This window comes from Enterobacter cloacae complex sp. IR5402 (genome assembly GCF_049238125.1).
Lineage (GTDB): Bacteria > Pseudomonadota > Gammaproteobacteria > Enterobacterales > Enterobacteriaceae > Enterobacter > Enterobacter hormaechei_C.
The window spans coordinates 327637-353031 of the sequence record NZ_JBMKHO010000001.1 but is presented as its reverse complement, the minus strand read 5'-3'; the positions used below and the strand labels follow the sequence as shown (position 1 = coordinate 353031).

Here is a 25395-nt window from a genome sequence, read left to right as displayed (position 1 = left end):
ATGAAATATGGACTCCTGGCGGGGCTGGTCTTCACGACGGCGAGCCACGCCAGCATTGATTTAAAGGCCAACGAACAGCCGCTGCCGGTGACGGTTGATCAACAGGCAGTGGCGAAAATCCCGGCGAACTATAAATTTGTTGAGCCGGGTACCCTCACGGTGGCGATTTCAGCCCTGAATTCTCCGCCGCTTGCGCTGCTGGCCAGTGATAACCGCACCCGTATTGGCAGCGACCCGGATATCGCCCGGTTGCTGGCGGGCAGTCTGGGGCTGAAGCTGAAGCTGGTGCCAACGGCGTGGGAAGACTGGCCGCTGGGGATCACTTCCGGGCGCTATGACGTGGCGTTGGTGAATATCGCCGTCACCGAGCAACGTAAGGAGAAGTTCGATTTTGCGACCTATCGCGTCGATTCCCTGGCCTTCTCGGTGAAATCCACCAGCAACGTACAGTCGATCACCAGTGCGAAAGATCTGGCCGGGAAAAAGGTGATTGTCGGGTCTGGCACCAATCAGGAGCGTATTCTGCTGGGCTGGAACGAAGAGAATAAAAAGGCCGGGCGCGAGCCTGCGTTGCCGGTTTACCTGACCGACGACGCCTCAGGCAATCTTTATATTCAGTCCGGCAGGGCGGATGTGTTCTTTGGACCGCAGTCCGTTTCGGCCTACAAAGCCGCGTTAACCGGCAAAACCCGCGTCGTGGGTTTAGGCCCGAAGAAAGCCTATGTCGCCACCACAACCAAAAAAGGTAATGGGCTGGTGTATGCGTTGCAGGCTGCGCTGGACGGTGCGATTAAGCGCGGGGAGTATCAAAAGGTGCTGGCGCGCTGGGGGGAAGCGGGCGAAGCGGTGACGTCTTCAGACGTTAATCCGCCCGGGATAACCTACTAATGGTGCTCTATACCCTAAATAATTCGAGTTACAGGAAGGCGGCAAGGGAACGAATCCCCGGGAGCGTACATAAGTACGTGACTGGGGTGAGTGAATGCAGCCAACGCACCTGCAACTTGAAGTATGACGGGTATACACTTAGGGTTTTCATCCCTGAGGGGGCAACATGATCAAACTCTATGGCGTACCTGGCTGGGGATCGGCAATCAGTGAAGTGATGCTGACTCTGGCAGACATCCCGTATCAGTTCGTCAACGTGGACGGGTTTGACCAGCCCGGCCCGCAGCGCGAATTGCTGTTGAGACTGAACCCGCTGTGCCAGGTGCCGACGCTGGAGCTGGAAAACGGGGCGATCGTGACGGAAACCGCGGCGATCGCCCTGATGGTGCTCGACAGACGTCCCGACCTCGCGCCGCCCGTTGGGCAGGCCGAGCGCCAGCAGTTTCAGCGCCTGCTCATCTGGTTTGTGGCGAACGTCTATCCCACCTTTACGTATGCAGATTACCCGGAACGCTGGGTGCCTGATGCCCCGGAACAGTTGAAGAAAAACTGCATTGAGTACCGAAAATCGCTTTATCTGTGGTTCGACAGCCAGCTCAGCGCCTCGCCGTTTGCGTTTGGCAAACAGCTGACGCTGCTTGACGTCTATATTGCCGTTGCGCGTACCTGGGGTCCACGCCATGAGTGGTTTGCCACCAACACGCCTAATATTACCGCCGTCGCGGATGCCGTCTGCGCGCTGCTGGAACTGCACAAGGTGCTAAAAGCTAACGATATAATCTGATAACGTTGAACGCTCACCTATAAAAGGAGCCCTGCCCATGCCACATGTTGATATCAAATGTTTTCCACGCGATCTGACTGACGAACAAAAAACGGCCCTGGCGGCGGATATCGCCGAAGCGATCGCCCGTCATCTGAACAGCAAAGATCGCTCAATCTCCGTGGCGCTTCAGGAGATTCAGGAAGCTGACTGGAAGGTGCAGGTCTGGGATACCGAGATCTGCCCGAAACTGGATGAACTGATTAAGAAGCCCGGCTATTCGATGTAACTTGCCTGCCGGGTGGTGCAATATCACCCGGCGATCCCCATTTTTATTCCCTTTCGCAAAAATCGATAATAAAAACCATAACGATTCCGCTACAATTCATCCTTCCGAACAATATTCGTTAAATCAGCAGGTAAGCACTGCAACTGCACCAGATTAAGTACAAATTAGTAAAAGGATAATTTTTCCATGACAAAATTACCTCAGTTTTCACTCGCCTTTATTCATCCTCGTTACTGGCTCAGCTGGGCAGGCATTGCCGCGCTCTGGTGCACGGTTCAGCTTCCGTACCCGCTGCTGTTGAAAACAGGTCACAGGCTTGGGCGTCTGGCTATGCGCCTGCTTCCACGCCGCGTGGAGATCGCCAGACGAAATCTTGAGCTTTGCTTTCCTGATATGAAAGAGGACGAGCGCGAGCGTTTACTTGAGCGTAATTTTGAATCGGTTGGAATGGGCGTCATCGAAACCGGGATAGCGTGGTTCTGGCCTGACTGGCGCGTGCGGAAACACTTCAGCGTGACCGGCTACGAACATATGGAACAGGCGCGGGCGCAAGGTAGGGGCGTGGTGCTCATTGGCATGCATTTTCTCACGCTGGAATTAGGCGCACGCATCTTTGGCATGCTCAACGCGGGTATTGGTGTGTATCGTCCCAACAATAATGCGTTGCTCGACTGGCTGCAAACGCGCGGTCGTCTGCGTTCCAATAAAACCATGCTTGACCGCTATGACCTGAAGGGCATGATCCGCGCACTGAAGCAAAACGAGATCCTGTGGTATGCCCCGGACCACGACTATGGCAAAACGAATAGCGTGTTTGTGCCGTTTTTTGCCGTCCCGGACGCCGCGACAACTGCCGGGAGCTACATGCTGGTGAAAAGTGCCAGACCGGCCGTGATCCCGTTTGTACCGCGCCGAAAAGCAGATGGCACAGGATATGAACTGCTTATTCTGGAAGATATCAGCGATACCTTGCAGGGAGGCGATAAAGCGTCGGTGGCCACGCAAATGAACAGAGCGATTGAGCGCGCCGTGATGATGGCGCCTGAGCAATATATGTGGCTGCATCGCCGGTTCAAAACCCGCCCTGAAGGCCAGCCGGACCGGTATAAACGCAAAAAACAGGTCGCGTCTACTGCAAGAACCTTATCTGCCAGCGATATTTCGGACCGGTCGAGAATCCAGCAGTAGTCGGTCAGGGCGGATGCCGGTGCGCTCCGCCCTTTATAAATCCTGCCGCGCTGGATAGAATTACCGCATCCACATTGACGGGATGCCCCACATGACCGGAAGAGTCGATTATCATCTTGAAAAATACCTCCTTACCGAAGCCGGCGAGCCCGAACGTTTGACGCGCCAGTGGGCCGAGGTGATGCGCGAGTGTCATGACCAGAAATCCGGGGCAGAAGAGCGGCTGCGTCTCGCGCTGCTGAACGTGGATTATGTGACCAGCTTTGAGCTTCCCTTCCGGTTACTTCTTACCCGTGCACCGCAGCTGATTGATGGCATCAGAAATGAGTTCCAGCTCAGTCAAAAAAATGTCCTGTTCAACGGCAAGCGGTTTGGCTGCGTTTACAGCCTTAAACAGGATTTGAACGGCATTCCAGATGAATTTACCTACCACCTGAAGACCCGTATTCAGCGGATCGATGCCTCCGGCGGTTCGGAAGTGCCTTACCGGCAAATCGCTCAGCAGGTGAAAGCCCCCCGCGAGCGCCTCCAGCTGGCGCTGGAACAGGGGCTTGCGGTCACCGCGCTTGACGGGCTTTTCTGGTTTGGCCTCCAGCGCATAGCCGCCGACGTGCAGCGGTTAAGGAAGACGGGGATGAGAATAGTGACGTCCGATACGGAGGTGTTCGACACCCTTACCGGAACAACACGGCGCATTCCGGTTTATCGTCTTGAGGACGCTGCCGCTACTTAGCCTGGAGCAGGATCGCCAGCAGTCCCGGAAAGCGGGCGTCCAGATCCTCTCTTCTCAGTGAAATCATATTCTCGCGCCCCTGCGGGCGCTGCCAGATCACGCCGCTGTCGCGCAGCACGCGCCAGTGGTGAGTCATAGTGGATTTCACCACCTCTTCCGGGCGCAGCGCGTTACAGCTCAGTTCGCTGCCGTCGGCCAGCCTGCGAATAATCGCTAATCGCAGCGGGTTGCCGAGGGCGAACAGCACATTTTCCAACACTATTTGTTCAGGTTCCGGGTGGTTTGGGATCATCGTTTTCCTGCGTCTCGCGTGAGATTGAGCTATATCAACAATAGGTCAACCGTTAAAAAATAGTTCGATAATACTCGTACAATGGGACTATTATAACAAACGAACGAATACGCGACCATCCCGGTCGTCACAAACCAGTCTTGAAGACTTAAGGAAATAACATGCCCCGACCCATTCCACTCGAACGTTATCGCAACATCGGTATCTCCGCGCATATCGATGCGGGCAAAACAACCACCACTGAGCGCATCCTGTTTTACACCGGGATGAGCCACAAGCTGGGTGAAGTACACGATGGCGCGGCAACCACCGACTGGATGGCGCAGGAGCAGGAGCGCGGGATCACCATTACGTCGGCGGCGGTAAGCTGTTTCTGGCCTGGTATGGACAGAGGCTTTGAACCGCACCGCATCAATATTATCGACACCCCCGGGCACGTGGATTTCACCATTGAGGTGGAACGTTCCATGCGTGTGCTCGACGGCGCGGTAATGGTCTATGACTCCGTCGGTGGCGTGCAGCCGCAGTCGGAAACCGTCTGGCGTCAGGCGAATAAATACCATGTTCCGCGTCTGGCATTCGTCAACAAAATGGACCGCCCGGGCGCAGATTTCTTCCGCGTGGTGCGGATGATGCAGGAGCGGCTGAAAGCCAATCCTGTCCCGATTGTGATCCCCGTGGGGGCAGAAGAACACTTCACCGGCGTGGTGGATCTCATCAAGATGCGCACCATTCTGTGGGACGATGCGACGCAGGGCATGGCATTTAGCTACGCGCCGGTGCCTGACGATCTGCTGAGTACCGCCCAGACGTGGCGAGAAAAAATGGTCTCGTCTGCGGCAGAAGCCAGCGATGAGCTTATGGATAAGTACCTTGAGACGGGCGAACTGGATGAAGCGGAAATCATCAAAGGACTGCGGATCCGGACTATCTCCGGTGAAATACAGCCCATGCTGTGCGGCAGCGCTTTCAAGAACAAGGGCGTGCAGCGCATGCTCGACGCGGTGATTGAATTGATGCCGTCTCCACTGGACGTGCCCGCTATTGATGGGGTAGACGAAGACGGACAGCACGCCGAGCGCCACCCAAGCGATGATGAACCGTTCTCGGCGCTGGCCTTCAAGCTGATGAGCGATCCGTACGTCGGCCAGCTGACCTTCATCCGCGTCTATTCCGGCATACTGCGTAAAGGCGACGCGGTGTACAACCCGGTGAAGGGCAAGAAAGAGCGTATCGGGCGCATCGTGCTGATGCATGCCAACGATCGCCATGAGGTGGACGAGCTGCGCGCAGGGGATATCGCAGCCTGTGTCGGGCTGAAAGACGTCACCACCGGTGACACGCTGACCGACCCGAATGCGGTGATCACCCTTGAACGGATGGAGTTCCCGGATCCGGTTATTTCGTTGGCGATTGAGCCGAAAACCAAGGCCGATCAGGAGAAAATGGGGATCGCCCTACAGCGCCTGGCGGCGGAAGATCCGTCGTTCCGCCTGCACACGGACGAAGAGTCCGGTCAGACGATTATCTCCGGGATGGGCGAGCTGCATCTGGAGATCATCGTCGACCGCATGAAGCGCGAGTTTGGCGTTGAGGCGAACATTGGTCGTCCGCAGGTCACCTACCGTGAAACCCTGCGTAAAGCGGTGAAGGATATTGAAGGTAAATTTGTCCGACAGTCCGGCGGGAAAGGGCAGTACGGTCATGTGGTCCTGAGCCTTGAGCCGTTAGCAGCCGGGAGTGGTTTTGTGTTTGAAGATGCCACCAAAGGCGGGGTGGTGCCGCGGGAGTACATCCCGTCGGTGGAAAAAGGGTTGCGAGAAGCCATGAATACGGGTGTGCTGGCGGGCTATCCGGTGGTGGATGTGAAAGCGACCCTGACGTTTGGTTCTTACCATGACGTTGACTCCTCGGAGATGGCCTTCCGCATGGCGGCGATCCTCGGCTTCAAAGAGGGCGCACGGCGGGCGGACCCGGTTATTCTTGAGCCGGTCATGCACGTTGAGGTGGAAACGCCGGAAGAGTATGCCGGGAACATTATGGGCGATCTCTCCTCCCGTCGCGGCCTGGTGCAGGGGATGGCAGAGCAGTACGGCAGCCAGATTATTCGCGCTGACGTCCCGCTGGCTGAGATGTTTGGTTATGCCACCACGCTGCGCTCGATGTCCCAGGGGCGCGCGACGTATACGATGGAATTCCATCATTTTGCGGAAGCTCCGCGGAATGTGGCGGATGAGATCATTGCGAAGCGTGTGAAGAGTTAATTAATTACACATGGTAGTCATTTGGCTACCATGTGTCTTTATTATTGCGACAGGGAGTTTATGCCTGTTACTTAATTAGCGTCGCCGATCGCACTTTCCATTTTCCTTGCTCTTCAACGAGACAATCTGCAATAACATGATCTTGCTTCTTACCAAATGCGACATAGACGTTTGTGCATACGGCGTCAAAATCAGAATGTAAGACGGTTATCTGATTCCAGTCATCATCCCAGTCCTGCGCTTTGATAAACATATCCGCATCGGGCATATCTTTATCGTTACTGTCGCCAGAGTACATTTCTTTAATTGCTGCAATGGTCCCTGAGGCTACGTACTCGTTCATAATGTCTGGATTGAGTACGGGTGGTTTGTTCTGATCTAACTGCGCTATATACCATTGATTGAATTTAAGTGCCGCCTGACCCGGTGCATAAATATTTTCTGCGGCCGCGAGCGGAGACAGGGCGAAAAGTAAAAAGTAGAGTGGTTTCATTAATCATGCCTGAACAGTTCGTAATGAGGTTGTATGTTGCGGTAAGCCTGCCCAGGATACATGGTGCGTTGCACAAAATCGCTGATCCACTGTTGACCATCGTATATACAAACGTGACCGCTATCATGACCAACTATATTTTGGATAACTGCGACGTCACCAGCATGGGGTTGATCATATACCCTGTGAAAGCCTGCATTGACTAATGTGCGCCCCATATCTTTTGCCAGACGCGTGTTGGGGAGTTTTAATCGACCACCCGCTCTGATCGCTTCTGTTACGTAACGAGCACAATTACCCGTGCTGCTGGGCTGCGCGTGTGATTTCGCATATGATATTGCGCCATCTTTGTTCCATGACATGGATATTTCCTTTACGAAAGATTGTTTATACAACAGCTTCTGAAATATCCTCCGTTTAACATCGTCATGATAAACATAAAATGCCATTGAAATTTTATATAATTCATATGGGTATAATTAAAAAATCATTCCAGCGCCTTCACCATTTTCCCGCTCGCGACAAACGTACCCGCTCCCAGATGATGCAGCGTATTCAGCTTATCCCCGTCAAACTGCCAGCGTCCGGCGACAAATGCGCGTTCATCCGCCGCGGCGGAAACCACTTCGCCAAACAGAGTGTCATATTTCTCTGCCGCAGAGGTGACAGGTAATAACCGGCACTCCATCCAAGCCAGACATTTCTCTTCTATAACCGGCAGGTCAAGCTCAGGGCCATAAATAACCGGGATCCCGTAGCAGTTAAATTTATCCTCGTCGCGCCCGCTGACGCTGCCGACCGCCCAGGTCCAGTTGGCTGCCGCCACGCCGGGGATCACAATGCCGAATTTCCCGCTGCGTTCGATCAACTCCCGTGACCACGCGCTTTTGTCTACCACAATCGCGATACGCGGGGGTTCAAATTCCACCGGCATAGACCATGCGGCGGCCATGACATTGCGACGATCGATGGTCTCATCCCGGCTGGTGATGAGCACGGTTGGACCGTGATTCAGAAGGCGGCTGGCGTGACGTAATTCAACAGGGCGAAAGTGGCTCATAGGATCTCCTCGTGTACACGATGAGTATGACGAAAAAGCACTTTTACGCATATGCAAAAGGGAAAATAGTTTATAAACAGGGGATATCACCTCCTGGAGCAAATCATGTCCCCATTTCTGAGTGCTTATTTTGCCCGCACGGGCTGGCAGCAGCCCGTACAGGTTAATATCGATACCCTGCGGGGGCTGCATTTACACCATAACTGCGCGATCCCCTTCGAAAATATCGACGTCGTTTTGCCGCGGGAAATCCATCTGGACGACGGGTGTCTGGTGGATAAACTGGTCACCGCACGTCGAGGGGGGTATTGCTTCGAGCAAAACGGCTTGTTTGAGCGGGTATTGCGCGAAGTCGGGTTTACGGTGCGCAGCGTGCTGGGGCGGGTTGTGCTGGCCAATCCGTCGCAGATGCCGCCGCGTACGCACCGGTTGCTGCTGGTTGAGCTGAACGGCGAGCGCTGGATCGCCGATGTGGGATTTGGCGGACAAACGCTGACGGCGCCGATTCGTTTGATCGCCAACGAGGAACAGGAAACCCCGCACGGGCGTTATCGTTTGCTGAGCGAGGGTAACGACTGGATACTGCAATTCCGCCATCACGACCACTGGCAGTCGATGTACCATTTTGACCTGGCGACCCAGTACTTCAACGATTACGTGATGGGAAACTTCTGGTCGGCGCACTGGCCGCAGTCCCATTTCCGTCATCACCTGCTGATGTGTCGCCACCTGCCGGACGGGGGCAAGCTAACGCTGACCAACTTTAATTTTACCCACTGGCAGAACGGTCATGTGGAAGAGCAGATCCATTTGCCGGATGCGGAGGCGCTGTATCAGCTGATGCAGGCGCGGTTTGGCCTGGGCGTTGATGACCCGAAGCACGGCTTTACCCTGGCAGAGCTGACGGCCGTGATGGCGGGGTTTGATACGCATCCGCAGGCGGGGAAATAGCCCGGTGGCGGCTACGCCTTACCGGGCCTACGGGAGTGTGAACGTAGGTGGAATAAGGCGTAGCCGCCACCCGACAAAATTAACGGCGCGATCTCACAACCTGATAGCGACGGGTAAAATACTCAAACGGCGCGCTCCACACGTGCACCAGGCGGGTGAACGGGAAGATAAGGAAGATCGTCATCCCCAGCACCAGATGCACGCGGAAGATCGGCGCGACGCCGCTCAGCATTTCCGACGAGCCTCCCTTGAACGTCACGATCCCCTGCGCCCAGCCGACCAGCTTCATCATCTCGCTTCCGTCAGGATACTGGGCGGAGAAAGGAATGGTCGACAGCCCAAGGATGCACTGAAGCAGCAGGATACTCATGATGATAATATCCGGCGTGGTGGACGTGGCACGTACCCGCTGGTTGAACAGGCGGCGGATCAGCAGCATAGAGCCGCCAATCAGCGTTAGCACCCCGCAAATGCCCCCCGCAATCATGGCTAACTGCTGTTTAACCGCGATGGGTAAAAACCAGGCGTACATCCAGTGCGGGGTTAACATGCCGAACAGGTGCCCGAAGAAGATCCCCAGAATGCCGATATGAAACAGGTTCGAAGCCCAGTTCATCCCGCGCTTGCTGAGCATCTGGCTCGACGAGGCGCGCCAGGTGTACTGCCCGTAGTCGTAGCGCAGCCAGCTGCCAAGGAAAAAGACGGTGGCGCAGATGTACGGATAAATGTCATAGAAAAACACGTTCAGGTAATGAGTCATTTTGGGCCTCCGGCGCTGACGTCCACGTACTGCGGCGCGACGTCCTGGCTAAAGCGTCGTTGATATTGCTGCATCGGCGAACTGTCGCACGATGTGGCGTTGTCTTCGATAAACTTGACCTGTTCCTCTTCCCACACGGCGTCCAGCGCCTGACGGGTATCATCCCGTTTTTCACCGGATACCTGTTTCGCCACGCTGTCGCTGGAAAGCCGTGTTTCCGCCAGCGACAGCAGGGCGTCAAACAGCTGGTAATGCGCGACCTCGCGCTGTTTCAGGCGGCCTCCAATCAGCGCCAGTATAGGCGCGACGTTTTGCAGCCCTTCACGTGCCTCGTCGTCGCTGACGATACTGAGATATTCCAGATAGAGCGGCAGATAGTCCGGCAGCTCGCGGCAATCCAGCTCCAGCCCGGCTTTCTCATACTGGCTCATCAGGTCGACCATCGCCTGACCGCGATCGCGCGACTCGGCGTGAACGTGCTCGAACAGCAGCAGCGACGTTGCGCGTCCCCGCTCGAAGACTTCACACCATTCGGCCTGCTTATCCAGCAGCGGGGCGCTCAGGTGCTGCTGCGCAAACGGCAGCAGCATGGGCGCATCCTGTTCCACCAGGGAAAGCGCTTCGTCACGGTTTTCCCACAGCAGCTCATCGGGATACTCAATGAGCAGCGCGATGATTTTGAGGATTTGCATTACTCTCCCTCCCCGTGATCGCGCACTTCGGTGATGTTGATCGCGTCGATGCGGCTGCTGTTGAAGAGGTTGAATTTGGTGTCGGAGCCGTGACAGCCGTCGCCGAAGGTGAAGCCGCAGCCGTTTTTCTCCGGGAAAGCGTCGCGTGCCATTTCGCGGTGGCTGGTGGGGATCACGAAGCGGTCTTCGTAGTTGGCAATCGCCAGATAGCGGTACATCTCCTCAACCTGCGCTTCGGTCAGGCCCACTTCCTCAATGGCGCGGGTATCGGTCACGCCTTCCACGGTCTGGGAGCGCTTGTAGTGACGCATTGCCATCATGCGCTTCAGGGCGCGCAGCACCGGGCCGGTGTCGCCCGCGCTGAGCATGTTTGCCAGGTATTGCACCGGGATGCGCAGGCTTTCTACCGCAGGCAGTACGCCGTCGCTCTGCGGCAGACCACCCGCGTCCGCGTAGGACTGAATCGGTGACAGCGGCGGCACATACCAGACCATCGGCAGGGTGCGGTATTCCGGGTGTAGCGGCAGGGCGAGCTTCCAGTCCATCGCCATTTTGTAAACCGGGGAACGCTGCGCTGCGTCGATGACGTTCTGCGGAATACCCTGTTTCAGCGCTTCTTCTATCACCGCCGGATCGTTCGGGTTAAGGAACACGTCGCACTGGCGCTCATACAGATCGGTTTCATGCTCGGTGCTGGCCGCCTCTTCAATGCGGTCTGCGTCATACAGCAGCACCCCGAGATAGCGGATGCGTCCGACGCAGGTTTCCGAGCAGACAGTCGGCTGGCCGGACTCGATGCGCGGATAGCAGAAGATGCACTTCTCTGACTTGCCGCTTTTCCAGTTGAAGTAGATTTTTTTGTACGGACAGCCGCTAATGCACAGACGCCAGCCGCGGCATTTGTCCTGGTCGATCAGCACAATGCCGTCCTCTTCGCGTTTGTAAATCGCACCGCTCGGGCAGGTGGCGACGCAGCTCGGGTTCAGGCAGTGCTCGCACAGGCGCGGCAGGTACATCATGAAGGTGTTTTCGAACTGGCCGTACATCTCTTTCTGGATCTTCTGAAAGTTTCGATCGCGGGCGCGTTTTTCGAACTCGCCGCCCAGCAGCTCCTCCCAGTTGGGCCCCCATTTGATTTTATCCATTCGCTTGCCGTCGATCAGCGAACGTGGGCGGGCGGTGGGGAGGTGGTCTCCCTCCGGGGCGCGGTGCAGATCCTGGTAATCGAAGGTGAAAGGTTCATAGTAATCGTCAATCTGCGGCAGGACGGGGTTAGCGAAAATCTTCGACAGCACGCCCATTTTGCCGCCCAGGCGCGGGGTCAGCTTGCCGTGAATTCCGCGGATCCAGCCGCCTTGCCACTCATCCTGATCTTCCCAGTTTTTCGGATAGCCGATGCCGGGTTTGGTTTCGACGTTATTAAACCACGCGTACTCCATCCCTTCGCGCCCGGTCCAGACGTTCTTACAGGTGACCGAGCAGGTGTGGCAGCCAATGCATTTATCGAGATTCAGTACCATGCCAACCTGTGAGCGTATTTTCATTTTTTCGCCTCCTGTACTTGATCCCGACCTTCGCCGTCCAGCCAGTTAATGTTTTTCATTTTGCGGATCATGATGAACTCGTCGCGGTTCGAGCCGACGGTGCCGTAATAGTTGAAGCTGTACGCCAGCTGCGCGTAGCCGCCGATCATGTGGGTCGGTTTCGGGCAGACGCGGGTAACCGAGTTGTGGATCCCGCCGCGCCGTCCGGTTACTTCTGAACCCGGAATGTTCAGGATTCGCTCCTGAGCGTGGTACATCATGGTCATGCCCGGCGGCACGCGCTGGCTGACCACCGCGCGGGCGGTGAGGGCGCCGTTGGCGTTGAAGGCTTCAATCCAGTCATTGTCCTCAATGCCCAGCTCGCGCGCGTCGGTTTCGCTGATCCAGACGATGGGCCCGCCGCGCGACAGGGTCTGCATCAGCAGGTTTTCGCTGTAGGTGGAGTGAATGCCCCATTTCTGGTGCGGCGTCAGAAAGTTAAGCGCTTTTTCAGGGTAGCCGTTCGGCGGGATCTCGCGCATATGGGTTACGCTGCGGGTATCAATCGGTGGACGATAGGCCACCAGACTTTCACCGAAGGCGCGCATCCAGGCATGATCCTGATACAGCTGCTGGCGGCCGGAAATCGTGCGCCACGGGATCAGCTCGTGAACGTTGGTATAGCCTGCGTTATACGACACGTGCTCGCTCTCAAGGCCGGACCACGTTGGGCTGGAGATAATTTTGCGCGGCTGCGCCTGAATATCGCGGAAGCGGATTTTCTCGTCTTCTTTGTTCAGCGCCAGATGGGTGTGATCGCGCCCGGTCAGTTCGCCGAGGGCCTCCCAGGCTTTGACCGCGACCTGACCGTTAGTTTCCGGCGCAAGAGCCAGGATCACCTCTGAAGCATCAATGGCGGTTTCAATGCGCGGACGGCCTTTGGCCGGGCCGTCGAGCTTGACGTAGTTGAGCTTGCCGAGGAAATCGACCTCATTCTGGGTGTTCCACGATATGCCTTTTCCGCCGTTGCCGAGCGTGTCCAGCAGCGGGCCAAGCGCCGTAAAGCGCTCGTAGGTTTCCGGATAGTTGCGCTCGACGACTGCAATGTTTGGCGCGGTTTTGCCGGGGATCAGATCGCACTCGCCTTTGCGCCAGTCCAGAATATCAAAAGGCTGCGACAGCTCCCCCGGGGAGTCATGCTGTAGCGGCTGTAGCACCACGTCAGTTTCGGTGCCGAGATGTCCGACGCACACTTCAGAGAAGACTTTGGCGATGCCCTTGTAAATCTCCCAGTCGCTGCGGGACTCCCACGCCGGGTCAACGGCGGCGGAGAGCGGGTGAATAAACGGATGCATGTCCGAGGTATTCATATCGTCTTTTTCATACCAGGTGGCGGTGGGCAGGACGATATCCGAGAACAGGCAGGTGCTGGACATACGGAAATCAAGCGTCACCAGCAGATCCAGCTTGCCCTCAATGGCGGCGGTTTGCCATTCCACCTCTTCAGGTTTCACGTCGTCCGTTGAGCCTAAATCCTCACCCTGAATACCGCTCTCGGTGCCAAGCAGGTATTTCAGCATGTATTCATGTCCTTTCCCGGACGAACCGAGCAGGTTAGAACGCCAGACGAACAGGTTGCGCGGGTGGTTCTTGCCGTTGTCCGGCTGTTCGCAGGCGAAGCGAATATCACCCGATTTTAACGCCTGCACGGTGTAATCCTGCGGCGACATCCCGGCGGCGTCGGCGCGAGCTTTCACGTGCAGCGGGTTGAGGTTGAGCTGCGGCGCGGAAGGGAGCCAGCCCATACGCTCGGCGCGGACGTTGAAATCAATCAGGTGACCGGTAAACTTCGATGCGTCCGCGAGGGGAGAAAGCAACTCCCTTGCGGTGAGCTTCTCATAGCGCCACTGGCTGGCGTGGTTGTAAAAGTACGATGTGCTGTTCATCTGGCGCGGCGGACGGTTCCAGTCCAGCGCGAAGGCCAGCGGCAGCCAGCCGGTTTGCGGGCGCAGCTTTTCCTGGCCGACATAGTGCGACCAGCCGCCGCCGCTCTGCCCGACGCAGCCGCAGAAGACCAGCATGTTGATCATCCCGCGGTAGTTCATGTCCATGTGGTACCAGTGGTTCACACCGGCCCCGAGAATGATCATCGACCGTCCGTGGGTCTTATGCGCCGTGTCGGCAAATTCACGGGCGATTTTTTCTATCAGATAAGCGGGGACGCCGGTAATTTGTTCGCCCCAGGCCGGGGTGTAGGCTTTTATCTCGGCGTAGTTTGTCGCCGCGTTACTGTCTTCCAGACCGCGATCGAGGCCGTAGTTTGCGAGCACCAGATCGTACACGCTAACCACGCGTCTCTGGCTGCCGTCGGCCAGCGTCAGGGTTTTACTCGGTACTCGGCGCGTCAGCACCGGCTCCTGCTTCACGCTGCGGAAATGCGGGTTCTCGTTGCCCCCGAAGTAAGGGAAGGCCACGTCTGCCACGCTGTCGTGGGTGATGAGCAGGGAAAGCGTCAGCTCGGTTTCCTGTCCTGCGGCCAGCGACTCCAGGTTCCATTTGCCTTTTTCACCCCAGCGGAAGCCGATGGAACCATTCGGCGCCACCAGATTTCCGGCCACGTCAAAGGCGATGGTTTTCCACTCCGGATTATTGGTTTCACCCAGCCCGTCGGCCAGATCCGATGCACGCAGCATGCGGCCCGGCACCACGCGACCGTCAGCCTGTTCATCCAGCAGAACCAGCATCGGCATGTCGGTGTAGCGGCGGCAATAGTTGAGGAAGTAATCGCTCGGGTTATCAAGATGGAACTCTTTGAGGATCACATGCCCCATCGCCATGGCAAGGGCGCTGTCGGTACCCTGTTTGGGGGCCAGCCATTCGTCGCTGAGCTTTGCCACCTCCGAGAAGTCCGGCGTAATGGCGACGGTCTTGGTGCCTTTGTAACGCACTTCGGTAAAGAAGTGGGCGTCGGGGGTACGCGTCTGCGGCACGTTCGAGCCCCAGGCAATGATATAGCTGGAGTTGTACCAGTCCGCCGATTCCGGCACGTCGGTCTGTTCGCCCCAGGTCATCGGCGACGCCGGAGGCAGATCGCAATACCAGTCATAGAAGCTCAGGCAGGTGCCGCCGAGCAGGGAGAGATAGCGCGTACCGGCGGCATAAGAGACCATCGACATGGCCGGGATGGGGGAAAAACCGGCTACCCGATCCGGGCCGTAGTTTTTGATGGTCCAGACGTTGGCGGCAGCAATCAGCTGGTTAAGCTCTTTCCAGTTTGAGCGGATAAAACCGCCTTTACCGCGCGCCTTCCTGTAGCTCTGCGCTTTCTGCGTATCGTTCTGAATGGCGTCCCAGGCCAGCACCGGATCGGTATGCTGCGCCAGCGCCTCGCGCCAGAGTTCGATCAGCCGACGGCGCACCAGCGGGTATTTCAGGCGGTTGGCGCTGTAGAGATACCAGGAGTAGCTTGCGCCGCGCGGGCAGCCGCGTGGTTCGTGGTTAGGCAGGTCAGGGCGGGTACGCGGGTAGTCGGTCTGCTGGGTTTCCCAGGTCACCAGGCCATTTTTGACATAAATCTTCCAGCTACAGGAGCCGGTGCAGTTAACGCCGTGGGTGGATCGCACAATTTTATCGAACTGCCAGCGTTGACGGTAGCTGTCCTCCCAGTCGCGGTTGGTGTGGTACACCTGCCCGTGCCCATCGGCGAAACTGTCGCCTTTTGTTTTGAAGTAACGGAAGCGGTCCAACAGTTTGCTCATGACATTTCTCCTGCTTCGATAGCATGGCCGGAGGGTGAGGCATCACACTCCGGCGAAGATGTAGTTATTATTTTTGTGAGGATTTGCGGCCGTACACCAGCCAGGTGACGAGCACGCAGACGATGTAAAACACGAGGAAGACTTTCATGGCGCCCACCGGGGATCCGGTCATCGCCAGGGATGTGCCAAAGGCTTTGGGAATAAAGAACCCGCCTACCGCACCGATGGCAGAGATAAAGCCCAGCGCGGCAGCCGTTTCGGTCACCGCTTCATGCTGTGCCTGTTCGTCGCTCCCGCCCTGTTTTTTTACGCGGTCGAGGGTGATTTGGCGAAAGATAATCGCGATCATCTGGAAGGTCGAGCCGCTGCCCAGGCCTGCGGTCAGAAACAGACCCATAAAGACCAGATAGAAGGCGATAAAACTGCCTGAACCAGACCCGGGGAGTGTCAGGAAAATCAGGGCGCTAAAGATGGCCATAAAGACGAAGTTGATCAGCGTCACCCGTACGCCGCCCAGCCTGTCTGAAATCATCCCGCCAGCCGAACGCGCCAGGGCGCCAATCAGCGGACCAAAGAAGGCGAGGTGGAGGATATTTACGTCCGGAAACTGGGTTTTCGACAGCATGGCAAAGCCTGCCGAGAAACCGATAAACGAGCCGAAGGTTGCCAGATAAAGCAGGCTCAGCAGCCAAAGGTGAAAGCGCTTAAGTACCGGAAGCTGGCTGGCAATGGATGCTTTCGAGCTGGCGATGTCGTTCATGCCAAAAAACGCCGCAAGGGTGGCCAGAATCAGCAGCGGCGCCCAGATCCACGCCGCGTTCGCCAGCCACATCGTCGAGCCATCCTCCTGGGGGACGCCATGAACGCCGAGAAAGGTAAACATCGGCAGGAAAATCACCAGCGGCGCAACCAGCTGCATCACGCTCACACCCAGGTTACCCAGCCCGCCGTTAATGCCCAGCGCGCTGCCCTGTCTGGCTTTCGGGAAGAAGAAACTGATGTTTCCCATGCTGGAAGCGAAGTTGGCGCCGGCAAAACCGCACAGCAGTGCGATGATGATAAAGACCCAGTAAGGCGTGGCGGTATTCTGGATGGCGATCCCAAGCCAGACACAGGGTACGACCAGGATAACGGTGCTTAACACGGTCCAGTAACGCCCGCCAAATATCGGCACCATAAAAGAGTAGGGGACACGCAATATCGCGCCGGAGAGAGAAGGTAATGCCGTTAGCATAAAAAGCTGATCGGTGCTGAAATTAAATCCGACCTTATTAAGGTTTACCGCAATAGCGCTAAACAACATCCAGACACAAAACGCGAGAAGCAAACACGCCACGGAAATCCACAGGTTTCTTCGTGCGATATGTTTCCCTTTATTCTCCCAAAATTGCGCATTTTCCGGTTTCCAGTTACTCAACAGATGCTGGTTACTCTTCTCGCTTTGATGTGACATATCACCCTCTTGCTTACCCAAGTGGAGAGAAAAAATTAAATAAAAACAGAAAGATACCTGTCGATAGCTTGTAGGAATTATTGGATGTTATGGGATACATCTGAAAGGATAGATAAAAAAGCGAATCCCTGAGTTTGGAATGGGAATCAGGGTTCGCTTTATGTGTTACTAATTGTAACTTTTTGCGGAAATTAATACCCCGATGGGAGTATTAAAACAATTCGAGGGAGATAAGTTTATCCAGATGCTTATTAAAGGCCGCGTCGTCCATTTCAGGCATATTTAATACGTATATGCCATCCAGGCCACATACCAGACCAATTAAACGCCAGGCGATATTTTCCGGCTGGTCAGCAAGCGTAAAGGCGTTGGCCTCCGCCCCGGCCCTGATAATCGCAACCGTTTCCTGGTGCCACATCTCCATAGTCAAAACGTAGGCGCCTTTAATATCGCTATCCCGGCTGGCGAGAATTTGCGCCTCTCGCCACAGCCGAATGTAGGGCTCAAACCCGCCGTCATCGCTGCCGAGCATGGCATGCAGGCGCTCGCGCCAGCCAGCGTTTTCGCCAACGATTTCAGCATCCAGCAAATCGCGGATTAGCCGGACAAACGCCAGCGACTTAAGCTCGCCCGCCGACGCAAAGTGGTGATGCAACTGCCCGGTGGCGACGCCCGCTTCGGTGGCGATGCGGCGCACGGTCATTGCAGCGAATCCTTCGGTCAGCGCCACGCGCATCGCGGCCTGGAGGATCTCTTCCCGCCGCTCGTCCTTGCTCAGATAACGCATAATTTCTCACTCTCAATGGCAACGAAACGAGTGTAACAAAGAGCTGGACAAGTGTTCAACTTTACGTAGGATCGCAATCTGGACATGTGTCCAGTTTTTAACTGAAAAGGAAATTTATGTTTCGTCAGTGGTTAGCGTTAGTGATTATCGTGCTGGTATATATCCCGGTGGCGATTGACGCGACGGTGCTGCACGTGGCGGCACCAACATTGAGCATGACGCTGGGTGCCAGCGGCAACGAATTGCTGTGGATTATTGATATTTACTCGCTGGTGATGGCGGGGATGGTGCTGCCGATGGGCGCGCTGGGCGATCGCATAGGTTTTAAGCGCCTGCTGATGATCGGCAGCGTGCTGTTTGGCCTGTCATCGTTAGCGGCGGCTTTTGCGCCGTCCGCGGGCTGGCTGATTGCCGCCCGCGCGTCGCTGGCGATAGGCGCGGCGATGATTATTCCGGCTACGCTTGCAGGGATCCGCACGCTGTTTATTGATGCGCGGCACCGTAATATCGCCCTCGGCGTCTGGGCTGCCGTTGGGTCGGGCGGCGCGGCGTTTGGCCCGCTGATTGGCGGCATGCTGCTGGAGCACTTTTACTGGGGTTCGGTGTTCCTGATTAATGTGCCGATCGTGCTGATGGTGGTTTCGCTTGCTGCGCGCTTTGTGCCTGCTCAGCAGGGGCGGCCCGAGCAGCCGCTCAATATCAGCCATGCCATTATGCTAATTGTGGCGATTTTACTGCTGGTCTATAGCGCCAAAACCGCCCTGAAAGGGGTGCTGTCGCCGTGGATGGTGACCATTACGCTGCTTACCGGGGCGGTGATGCTGTTTATCTTCGTCCGTATCCAGCTGCGCGCGCGCGTACCGATGATCGACATGCGTCTGTTTTGCCATCGCATTATTTTAAGCGGCGTGGTCATGGCGATGACCGCCATGATTGCGCTGGTGGGCTTTGAACTGCTGATGGCGCAGGAGTTGCAGTTTGTGCATGGTTTTACGCCGTTTGAAGCAGGGATATTTATGCTGCCGGTGATGGTGGCGAGCGGATTTAGCGGGCCGATCGCGGGTGTGCTGGTCGGGCGTCTGGGGCTGCGCATTGTCGCGGCCGGAGGCATGGGGCTAAGCGCAGTCAGTTTTATCGGCCTGTCGATGCTTGATTTCAGCACCCAACAGTGGCAGGCGTGGAGCCTGATGGTGCTGTTGGGCTTCAGTGCCGCCAGCACACTGCTGGCATCGACGTCAGCGATCATGGCTGCCGCGCCGAAAGAGAAAGCGGCCGCCGCAGGCGCGATCGAAACCATGTCCTACGAGCTGGGCGCTGGTCTGGGGATCGCCATTTTCGGTTTGCTGTTAACCCGCAGCTTTTCGGCGTCTATTGTACTGCCGCAGGGGCTGAGCGCGTCGCTGACCGATAAAGCCTCGTCGTCCATCGGTGAAGCGATGAAGGTGGCGCAGGAGCTGACGCCGTCACTGGCCGAGCCGGTGATGACGGCGGCGAAAACTGCGTTCATCACCTCGCACAGCGTGGCCCTGGGCAGTGCGGGAGGTATGCTGCTGATTCTGGCGGTCGGGATCTGGTTTAGTCTGGCGAAGGTCGGAGGGCAGCAGTAATAAAAAAGGCCAGCCGCGAGGGCTGGCCTTTTGAACTAACAGATCTTAGAACTGGTAGGTCAGACCTACAGCCACGATGTTGTCGGTAGCCACTTTGGCATCTTTGGTGAACTGGCTGTCATCCACGAGGTTGATTTTGTAATCAACGTAGGTGGACATGTTTTTGTTGAAGTAGTAGCTCGCGCCAACGTCAACGTATTCAACCAGATCCTGGTCGCCATAAGAACCGATGTCTTTACCTTTGGATTTCAGGTAAGCGATGGATGGACGCAGACCGAAGTCGAACTGGTACTGCGCCACAACTTCGAAGTTCTGCGCTTTGTTGGCAACGTGACCGTTACCGAACGCCGTCATGTTGCGGGTTTCAGAGTAGGTGGTTGCCAGGTAGATGTTGTTCGCATCGTACTTCAGGCCAGCAGCCCAGACTTCTGCGTTTTCGCCACCGGCGTTCAGGTTGCTTGCAGCACGAACCTGACGGTCAGTACGGTCAGATTTCGCGTAGGTCGCACCCACACCGAAGCCGTCGAATTCATAGGTAGAAGACAGACCCCAGCCGTCACCGTTGGATTCGGTGATCTCTGAACGGTCGTTTTTACCCTGGTACTGAGCAGCCACGTTCAGGCCGTCAACCAGACCAAAGAAGTCGGTGTTACGGTAGGTTGCAACGCCAGTGGTACGGCCGGTCATGAAGCCATCAGTCTGCGTCCAGGTATCGCCACCGAACTCTGGCAGAACGTCAGTCCACGCGCCGATGTCATAAGCCACACCGTAGTTACGACCGTAGTCGAAGGAACCGAATTCATCGAATTTCAGACCAGCGTAGGCCAGACGGGTTTTGTTGCCGTCGGAACCCTGAGCTTCGGAGCGATTGCCCTTGAACTCATATTCCCACTGGCCGTATCCGGTCAGCTGATCGTTGATCTGAGTTTCACCTTTGAAGCCCAGACGAACATACGTTTTGTCGCCGTCGCTACCAGCATCATCAGAAAAATAGTGCAGACCAGTAACTTTGCCGTACAGATCCAGTTTGTTACCGTCTTTGTTAAAAACTTCAGCCGCGTTAACAACGCCAGCTGCCAACATGGAAGTCACTGCCACTGCAACTAATTTAAGTTTCATCTTAAATAATCCTTATAATTTTATTTAGGTATTTCCTAAGCCACCCGAGCGATTTTTAAACGAGGTTTATCGTCAATGGCAGACTATTTTTAAAATTCCGTAGACTGCTTTCAATAATAAGTTTCAAAATATTAAAGATAATTTCAATTAGTGTGATCCCGATCGGGTAAATTGCCCTTAAATCGCTCAATCAGGTTAATATATAGACATAAATTGATTATTAACAAAGCACGATAATATGGATGTAAATAATTGTCGGACGTTTTAGTTTTTCGATGGAATTAAAGGGTTTTGACAGAGAGTGTCAACGTGTGGGGCGCGATAACATCTTTTAAAACAGCGGATTATGAATTTTTCGGTGAGCCAGTGTCTGTTTTCTAAGTGAAATATTCAGAAATAAACTATTGCACTTTGTGCTATATATCGCGGTAATATTGGCGCTGAACTAATTACCTGTGTTGTCAGTTTATGTCAACTTCCACAACGGCTCTGGCTATCTGTGGGCATTCTATACAGAAATTTTAGTTGTCTCGAATGTTACTAATTATATTCGAGGGTGTGATCACACATTAAATAATTGTTAATTTTGTGCCGGGCATATTGGGTACCCGGCAAAAAATAAAAATACTATTTGCGGGTGGCATACCAGCACAGTAACGATCCGGCGCACACCATTAATGCCCCTTGCCAGAATGAGAATGAAAGCGGAGAGCTCAGCACAATAGCCGCCAGCGCGGCGGAAAGAACGGGCGTGAAATAAGAGACAGCCGCAAGCACCGTGACGTTACCGTGAAGAATACCGATATTCCAGGCGGCGTAGCCAAAGCCAAGCGCAACCCCACACATCAATAGCTTCACCACAACCGGGACGCTGAACACCATTTCGGGCTGATCGCTGACGGCATATTTGACCCACAGGCTCAGGGCGGTCAGCAGGACGAAAAGGGTAATGCCATTTTGCCCTTTGGCATACTTGCTGGTGACGGTGCAGTAGGCGGCCCAGATAAAAGCGCCAGCAAACGCCAGCCCATAACTCAGCGGACTTGAAACGACGTTCTGCATGATGTCATTCAGTTGCAGACCGTTTTCGCCACCTAAAACCCAGCACACCCCCAACAGCGAGATGAGAAGCCCAGGGATGACCCACAGGGTGGATTTTTGCCCGTTGAACAAAATCGCGAAGGCAATCGTCAGGCTTGGCCACAGATAATTGACCATACCGACTTCAATCGCCTGTGAGCGCGTCGCGGCATATCCCAGCGACAGGGCCAGGCACATCTCATAGCTGACAAACAGGATGCTGCCCGCAAGAAGATAGCGCCTGGAAAAACGCCGAAGATCGGGAAAACCCACCGTTACCAAACACAGCAGCCCGCTGACGGTGTAAATCATCGCCGCGCCGCCCACCGGGCCCAGTCCTTCACTGACGCTGCGGATGAGACCCACCATGGTGCTCCACAGCAATATGGCCGCCAGGCCTGTCAGCGTTGCTCTTTTTCTGTCCATTACCCTGCCAGTCTTCAAAAAATCAAAGGGAAAACTTATAGCATCTATCCGCTTCACCTGGCGAATTTTCTACGGGGGAGATACCCCGAAAAGAGTAGCAAATCGTACCAGCGGTGACTATTTGGGGGGCTAAGTATAGCGACCTTGATTTGACGCAATAAAAAAAGGGGCTTTGCTGTTAGTTTGCCGCGCGAAGTCTTATCAGATAACGAGGACAACAATGGACGTCAGCCGCAGACAATTTTTTAAAATCTGCGCGGGCGGTATGGCCGGAACAACAGCCGCGATGCTGGGATTCGCTCCCAAAATGGCGCTGGCTCAGGCACGCAACTATAAACTGCTGCGCGCGAAAGAGATCCGTAACACCTGCACATACTGCTCCGTGGGTTGTGGGCTATTAATGTATAGCCTGGGTGATGGCGCGAAGAACGCCAAAGAAGCGATTTATCATATTGAAGGGGACCCGGACCATCCGGTGAGCCGCGGGGCGCTTTGCCCGAAAGGGGCGGGGCTGCTGGACTACGTCCACAGTGAAAACCGTCTGCGCTACCCGGAATATCGTGCGCCGGGGTCTGACAAATGGCAGCGTATCTCCTGGGACGACGCTTTCTCCCGAATTGCAAAACTGATGAAAGCGGATCGCGACGCCAATTTTATTGAGAAGAACGAGCAGGGCATCACGGTAAACCGCTGGACCTCCACCGGGATGCTGTGTGCCTCTGCGGCAAGTAATGAGACCGGCATGCTGACGCAAAAATTTGTGCGCTCCCTCGGCATGCTGGCGGTTGATAACCAGGCGCGCGTCTGACACGGACCAACGGTAGCAAGTCTTGCTCCAACATTTGGTCGCGGTGCGATGACCAACCACTGGGTTGATATCAAAAACGCAAACGTCGTGGTGGTTATGGGCGGTAACGCCGCTGAAGCCCATCCGGTGGGGTTCCGCTGGGCGATGGAAGCGAAAAACAACAACGATGCGACGCTGATTGTCGTCGATCCACGCTTTACGCGTACGGCATCGGTGGCTGATATCTATGCGCCGATCCGCTCCGGTACGGATATTACGTTCCTTTCCGGCGTACTGTTGTACCTGATCGAAAACAATAAGATTAACGCGGAATACGTTAAGCATTACACCAATGCCAGCCTGCTGGTGCGGGAAGATTTCGCTTTCGAAGATGGTCTGTTCAGCGGCTATGACGCCGAGAAACGTCAGTACGATAAATCATCCTGGAACTATCAGTTCGACGAAAACGGCTACGCGAAACGCGATGAGACCCTGAGCGATCCGCGCTGCGTGTGGAACTTGCTGAAACAGCACGTTTCCCGCTATACGCCGGACGTGGTGGAAAACATCTGCGGTACGCCGAAAGCGGACTTCCTGAAAGTGTGTGAAGTGCTGGCCTCCACCAGTGCCGCCGACAGAACCACTACTTTCCTGTACGCGCTGGGCTGGACGCAGCATACCGTGGGCGCGCAGAACATTCGCACCATGGCGATGATCCAGCTGCTGCTCGGCAACATGGGGATGGCCGGTGGCGGCGTGAACGCCCTGCGCGGACACTCTAACATTCAGGGCTTAACCGACCTCGGCCTGCTGTCGACCAGCCTGCCGGGTTACCTGACCCTGCCGTCCGAGAAGCAGACCGACTGGCAAAGCTGGCTTGACGCCAACACGCCAAAAGCGACGCGTCCGGACCAGGTGAACTACTGGAGTAACTATCCAAAGTTTGCCGTCAGTCTGATGAAATCGTTCTACGGCGACGCGGCGCAGAAAGAGAATGACTGGGGCTTTGAGTGGTTGCCGAAATGGGACCAGGCTTACGATGTCATCAAGTATTTCAATATGATGGATAAGGGCGACGTCACGGGGTATATCTGCCAGGGCTTTAACCCGGTGGCGTCATTCCCGGATAAAAACAAAGTCGTTCGCAGCCTGAGCAAGCTGAAGTACATGGTGGTTATCGATCCGCTGGTCACCGAAACGTCTACGTTCTGGCAGAACCACGGTGAATCAAACGATGTCGATCCGGCATCCATTCAGACCGAGGTGTTCCGCCTGCCATCGACCTGTTTTGCGGAAGAGGACGGTTCTATTGCCAACTCTGGCCGCTGGCTACAGTGGCACTGGAAAGGTCAGGATGCGCCGGGTGAAGCGCGTAATGACGGCGAAATTCTGGCCGGGATTTACCATCGTCTGCGCGAGATGTACCGCACAGAAGGCGGCAAAGGCGCTGAGCCGCTGCTGAAGATGAGCTGGAACTACAAGCAGCCGGATCATCCTGAGTCCGAAGAGGTGGCAAAAGAGAACAACGGCGTGGCGCTGGCCGACCTGTACGATGCCAACGGCAATCTGGTGGCGAAGAAAGGCCAGTTGCTCAATAGCTTCGCGCTGTTGCGTGACGACGGTACCACCGCCTCGTCCTGCTGGATCTACACCGGCAGCTGGACTGAGCAGGGTAACCAGATGGCCAACCGCGATAACGCCGATCCGTCAGGCCTGGGTAACACCCTGGGCTGGGCATGGGCGTGGCCGTTAAACCGCCGCGTACTGTACAACCGTGCCTCCGCAGACGTGAACGGTAAGCCGTGGGATCCGAAACGCATGCTGATCGAGTGGAACGGCACGAAGTGGACGGGGAACGATATCCCGGACTTCAACACCGCCGCGCCGGGTAGCAACACCGGGCCGTTTATCATGCAGCCGGAAGGGCTGGGACGTCTGTTTGCTATCGACAAACTAGCGGAAGGGCCGTTCCCTGAACACTACGAGCCGATGGAAACGCCGCTCGGCACTAACCCGTTGCACCCGAACGTGGTGTCAAGCCCGGTGGTACGCATCTACGAAGACGACGTGCTGCGTTTAGGTAAAAAAGACAAGTTCCCGTATGTCGGCACTACTTACCGCCTGACCGAGCATTTCCATACCTGGACCAAGCACGCGCGGCTTAACGCCATCGCGCAGCCGGAACAGTTTGTGGAGATAAGCGAAACCCTGGCGAAGGCGAAAGGCATTGCCAATGGCGATCGCGTGAAGGTCAGCAGCAAGCGCGGCTTTATTCGCGCGGTGGCGGTGGTCACCCGTCGTCTGCAAACGCTGAACGTGCACGGCCAGCAGGTGGAAACGGTGGGCATACCACTGCACTGGGGCTTTGAAGGGGTAGCGCAGAAAGGCTACATCGCCAATACCCTGACGCCAAACGTCGGCGATTCCAACTCGCAAACGCCGGAGTATAAAGCGTTTCTGGTCAACATCGAGAAAGCGTAAG

At 55.8% G+C, this 25395-nt stretch carries 21 protein-coding genes; 9 read left to right on the top strand and 12 right to left on the bottom strand.

Features of this window, described 5'->3' with window-relative positions; all coding sequences use genetic code 11:
* From ACOTXL_RS01725 to ACOTXL_RS01705, 5 genes are all read left to right on the top strand, one after another.
* Window positions 1–888 (top strand): transporter substrate-binding domain-containing protein, encoded by an 888-nt coding sequence (locus ACOTXL_RS01725; RefSeq protein WP_003857009.1) that lies wholly within the window; start codon window positions 1–3, stop codon window positions 886–888.
* A 166-nt stretch (window positions 889–1054) separates the two neighbouring features.
* On the top strand, window positions 1055–1672 hold the full coding sequence (locus ACOTXL_RS01720; RefSeq protein ID WP_045350020.1) for a glutathione S-transferase family protein: 618 nt from the start codon (window positions 1055–1057) through the stop codon (window positions 1670–1672).
* Window positions 1673–1709: 37 nt separating this feature from the next.
* A complete protein-coding gene (pptA, locus tag ACOTXL_RS01715) occupies window positions 1710–1940 on the top strand; it encodes a tautomerase PptA (protein ID WP_045350018.1) in 231 nt (76 codons plus the stop codon).
* 186 nt (window positions 1941–2126) lie between these two features.
* Window positions 2127–3128, top strand: a complete 1002-nt coding sequence (locus ACOTXL_RS01710; RefSeq protein ID WP_045350016.1) for a Kdo(2)-lipid IV(A) acyltransferase — start codon at window positions 2127–2129, stop codon at window positions 3126–3128.
* A 91-nt stretch (window positions 3129–3219) separates the two neighbouring features.
* Complete coding sequence (locus tag ACOTXL_RS01705; RefSeq protein WP_023296669.1) at window positions 3220–3861, top strand: hypothetical protein; 642 nt, start codon at window positions 3220–3222, stop codon at window positions 3859–3861.
* Here ACOTXL_RS01705 and ACOTXL_RS01700 read toward each other — a convergent pair.
* Entirely contained in the window at window positions 3854–4153 is a 300-nt protein-coding gene (locus tag ACOTXL_RS01700; protein ID WP_000612740.1) for an ArsR/SmtB family transcription factor, read from the bottom strand. The two genes, ACOTXL_RS01705 and ACOTXL_RS01700, sit on opposite strands and share 8 nt — an antisense overlap.
* 161 nt (window positions 4154–4314) lie before the next feature.
* On the opposite strand from ACOTXL_RS01700, the gene fusA reads away from it, so the two are divergent.
* Window positions 4315–6417 carry an elongation factor G gene (gene fusA / locus ACOTXL_RS01695; RefSeq protein ID WP_003857019.1) on the top strand — a complete coding sequence of 701 codons (2103 nt, stop codon included), beginning with the start codon at window positions 4315–4317 and terminating at the stop codon, window positions 6415–6417.
* A 67-nt stretch (window positions 6418–6484) separates the two neighbouring features.
* Here the strand turns inward: fusA and ACOTXL_RS01690 are convergent, their stop codons facing one another.
* The 3 genes from ACOTXL_RS01690 to ACOTXL_RS01680 all read right to left on the bottom strand — a co-directional run bounded on the left by ACOTXL_RS01690 (window position 6485) and on the right by ACOTXL_RS01680 (window position 7970).
* Complete coding sequence (locus ACOTXL_RS01690) at window positions 6485–6910, bottom strand: DUF3828 domain-containing protein (RefSeq protein ID WP_003857021.1); 426 nt, start codon at window positions 6908–6910, stop codon at window positions 6485–6487.
* A complete protein-coding gene (locus tag ACOTXL_RS01685) occupies window positions 6910–7272 on the bottom strand; it encodes a hypothetical protein (protein ID WP_045350013.1) in 363 nt (120 codons plus the stop codon). Before ACOTXL_RS01685 ends, ACOTXL_RS01690 begins: the two co-directional genes overlap by 1 nt.
* 125 nt (window positions 7273–7397) lie before the next feature.
* Window positions 7398–7970 (bottom strand): flavin reductase family protein, encoded by a 573-nt coding sequence (locus ACOTXL_RS01680; protein ID WP_003857024.1) that lies wholly within the window; start codon window positions 7968–7970, stop codon window positions 7398–7400.
* Between the two features lie 105 nt (window positions 7971–8075).
* Here ACOTXL_RS01680 and nhoA point away from each other — a divergent pair, with 105 nt between their 5' ends.
* Window positions 8076–8921 (top strand): N-hydroxyarylamine O-acetyltransferase, encoded by an 846-nt coding sequence (gene nhoA / locus ACOTXL_RS01675; RefSeq protein WP_003857025.1) that lies wholly within the window; start codon window positions 8076–8078, stop codon window positions 8919–8921.
* Window positions 8922–9000: 79 nt separating this feature from the next.
* Here nhoA and narI read toward each other — a convergent pair whose 3' ends face one another.
* The 6 genes from narI to ACOTXL_RS01645 form a co-directional block, all read right to left on the bottom strand.
* Window positions 9001–9681 (bottom strand): respiratory nitrate reductase subunit gamma, encoded by a 681-nt coding sequence (gene narI / locus ACOTXL_RS01670; RefSeq protein WP_003857027.1) that lies wholly within the window; start codon window positions 9679–9681, stop codon window positions 9001–9003.
* Complete coding sequence (narW, locus tag ACOTXL_RS01665) at window positions 9678–10373, bottom strand: nitrate reductase molybdenum cofactor assembly chaperone (protein WP_022651230.1); 696 nt, start codon at window positions 10371–10373, stop codon at window positions 9678–9680. The genes narI and narW overlap by 4 nt, the downstream gene beginning before the upstream one ends.
* Window positions 10373–11917: a nitrate reductase subunit beta gene (gene narH / locus ACOTXL_RS01660; protein WP_022651229.1), complete on the bottom strand. Its 1545-nt coding sequence runs from the start codon at window positions 11915–11917 to the stop codon at window positions 10373–10375. The genes narW and narH overlap by 1 nt, the downstream gene beginning before the upstream one ends.
* The gene (locus tag ACOTXL_RS01655; protein ID WP_045350012.1) at window positions 11914–15654 is read right to left on the bottom strand and encodes a nitrate reductase subunit alpha; all 3741 of its coding nucleotides are present in this window, start codon (window positions 15652–15654) and stop codon (window positions 11914–11916) included. The genes narH and ACOTXL_RS01655 overlap by 4 nt, the downstream gene beginning before the upstream one ends.
* A gap of 67 nt (window positions 15655–15721) precedes the next feature.
* Entirely contained in the window at window positions 15722–17107 is a 1386-nt protein-coding gene (locus tag ACOTXL_RS01650) for a NarK family nitrate/nitrite MFS transporter (RefSeq protein ID WP_003857034.1), read from the bottom strand.
* Window positions 17108–17318: 211 nt separating this feature from the next.
* The gene (locus ACOTXL_RS01645) at window positions 17319–17894 is read right to left on the bottom strand and encodes a TetR family transcriptional regulator (protein WP_003857036.1); all 576 of its coding nucleotides are present in this window, start codon (window positions 17892–17894) and stop codon (window positions 17319–17321) included.
* Between the two features lie 116 nt (window positions 17895–18010).
* Between ACOTXL_RS01645 and ACOTXL_RS01640 the strand changes: the two genes are divergently transcribed.
* On the top strand, window positions 18011–19501 hold the full coding sequence (locus ACOTXL_RS01640; RefSeq protein WP_045350010.1) for an MFS transporter: 1491 nt from the start codon (window positions 18011–18013) through the stop codon (window positions 19499–19501).
* A gap of 45 nt (window positions 19502–19546) precedes the next feature.
* On the opposite strand, the gene ompC is transcribed toward ACOTXL_RS01640, so the two are convergent.
* Both ompC and yddG read right to left on the bottom strand, forming a co-directional pair.
* Window positions 19547–20620 carry a porin OmpC gene (gene ompC / locus ACOTXL_RS01635; protein WP_003857040.1) on the bottom strand — a complete coding sequence of 358 codons (1074 nt, stop codon included), beginning with the start codon at window positions 20618–20620 and terminating at the stop codon, window positions 19547–19549.
* Between the two features lie 627 nt (window positions 20621–21247).
* The gene (yddG, locus tag ACOTXL_RS01630) at window positions 21248–22126 is read right to left on the bottom strand and encodes an aromatic amino acid DMT transporter YddG (protein ID WP_023314188.1); all 879 of its coding nucleotides are present in this window, start codon (window positions 22124–22126) and stop codon (window positions 21248–21250) included.
* Window positions 22127–22346: 220 nt separating this feature from the next.
* Here yddG and fdnG point away from each other — a divergent pair, with 220 nt between their 5' ends.
* A complete protein-coding gene (fdnG, locus tag ACOTXL_RS01625; RefSeq protein WP_086528405.1) occupies window positions 22347–25394 on the top strand; it encodes a formate dehydrogenase-N subunit alpha in 3048 nt (1015 codons plus the stop codon).
* The last annotated feature ends 1 nt before the right edge of the window (window position 25395 follow it).

What these genes read in the sequence shown, in the direction of transcription:
- ACOTXL_RS01725 (WP_003857009.1), top strand. Translation starts at nt 1, where the DNA reads ATGAAATATGGACTCCTGGCGGGGCTGGTCTTCACGACGGCGAGCCAC.
- ACOTXL_RS01720 (WP_045350020.1), top strand. Translation starts at nt 1,055, where the DNA reads ATGATCAAACTCTATGGCGTACCTGGCTGGGGATCGGCAATCAGTGAA.
- pptA (WP_045350018.1), top strand. Translation starts at nt 1,710, where the DNA reads ATGCCACATGTTGATATCAAATGTTTTCCACGCGATCTGACTGACGAA.
- ACOTXL_RS01710 (WP_045350016.1), top strand. Translation starts at nt 2,127, where the DNA reads ATGACAAAATTACCTCAGTTTTCACTCGCCTTTATTCATCCTCGTTAC.
- ACOTXL_RS01705 (WP_023296669.1), top strand. Translation starts at nt 3,220, where the DNA reads ATGACCGGAAGAGTCGATTATCATCTTGAAAAATACCTCCTTACCGAA.
- ACOTXL_RS01700 (WP_000612740.1), bottom strand. Translation starts at nt 4,153, where the DNA reads ATGATCCCAAACCACCCGGAACCTGAACAAATAGTGTTGGAAAATGTG.
- fusA (WP_003857019.1), top strand. Translation starts at nt 4,315, where the DNA reads ATGCCCCGACCCATTCCACTCGAACGTTATCGCAACATCGGTATCTCC.
- ACOTXL_RS01690 (WP_003857021.1), bottom strand. Translation starts at nt 6,910, where the DNA reads ATGAAACCACTCTACTTTTTACTTTTCGCCCTGTCTCCGCTCGCGGCC.
- ACOTXL_RS01685 (WP_045350013.1), bottom strand. Translation starts at nt 7,272, where the DNA reads ATGTCATGGAACAAAGATGGCGCAATATCATATGCGAAATCACACGCG.
- ACOTXL_RS01680 (WP_003857024.1), bottom strand. Translation starts at nt 7,970, where the DNA reads ATGAGCCACTTTCGCCCTGTTGAATTACGTCACGCCAGCCGCCTTCTG.
- nhoA (WP_003857025.1), top strand. Translation starts at nt 8,076, where the DNA reads ATGTCCCCATTTCTGAGTGCTTATTTTGCCCGCACGGGCTGGCAGCAG.
- narI (WP_003857027.1), bottom strand. Translation starts at nt 9,681, where the DNA reads ATGACTCATTACCTGAACGTGTTTTTCTATGACATTTATCCGTACATC.
- narW (WP_022651230.1), bottom strand. Translation starts at nt 10,373, where the DNA reads ATGCAAATCCTCAAAATCATCGCGCTGCTCATTGAGTATCCCGATGAG.
- narH (WP_022651229.1), bottom strand. Translation starts at nt 11,917, where the DNA reads ATGAAAATACGCTCACAGGTTGGCATGGTACTGAATCTCGATAAATGC.
- ACOTXL_RS01655 (WP_045350012.1), bottom strand. Translation starts at nt 15,654, where the DNA reads ATGAGCAAACTGTTGGACCGCTTCCGTTACTTCAAAACAAAAGGCGAC.
- ACOTXL_RS01650 (WP_003857034.1), bottom strand. Translation starts at nt 17,107, where the DNA reads ATGTCACATCAAAGCGAGAAGAGTAACCAGCATCTGTTGAGTAACTGG.
- ACOTXL_RS01645 (WP_003857036.1), bottom strand. Translation starts at nt 17,894, where the DNA reads ATGCGTTATCTGAGCAAGGACGAGCGGCGGGAAGAGATCCTCCAGGCC.
- ACOTXL_RS01640 (WP_045350010.1), top strand. Translation starts at nt 18,011, where the DNA reads ATGTTTCGTCAGTGGTTAGCGTTAGTGATTATCGTGCTGGTATATATC.
- ompC (WP_003857040.1), bottom strand. Translation starts at nt 20,620, where the DNA reads ATGAAACTTAAATTAGTTGCAGTGGCAGTGACTTCCATGTTGGCAGCT.
- yddG (WP_023314188.1), bottom strand. Translation starts at nt 22,126, where the DNA reads ATGGACAGAAAAAGAGCAACGCTGACAGGCCTGGCGGCCATATTGCTG.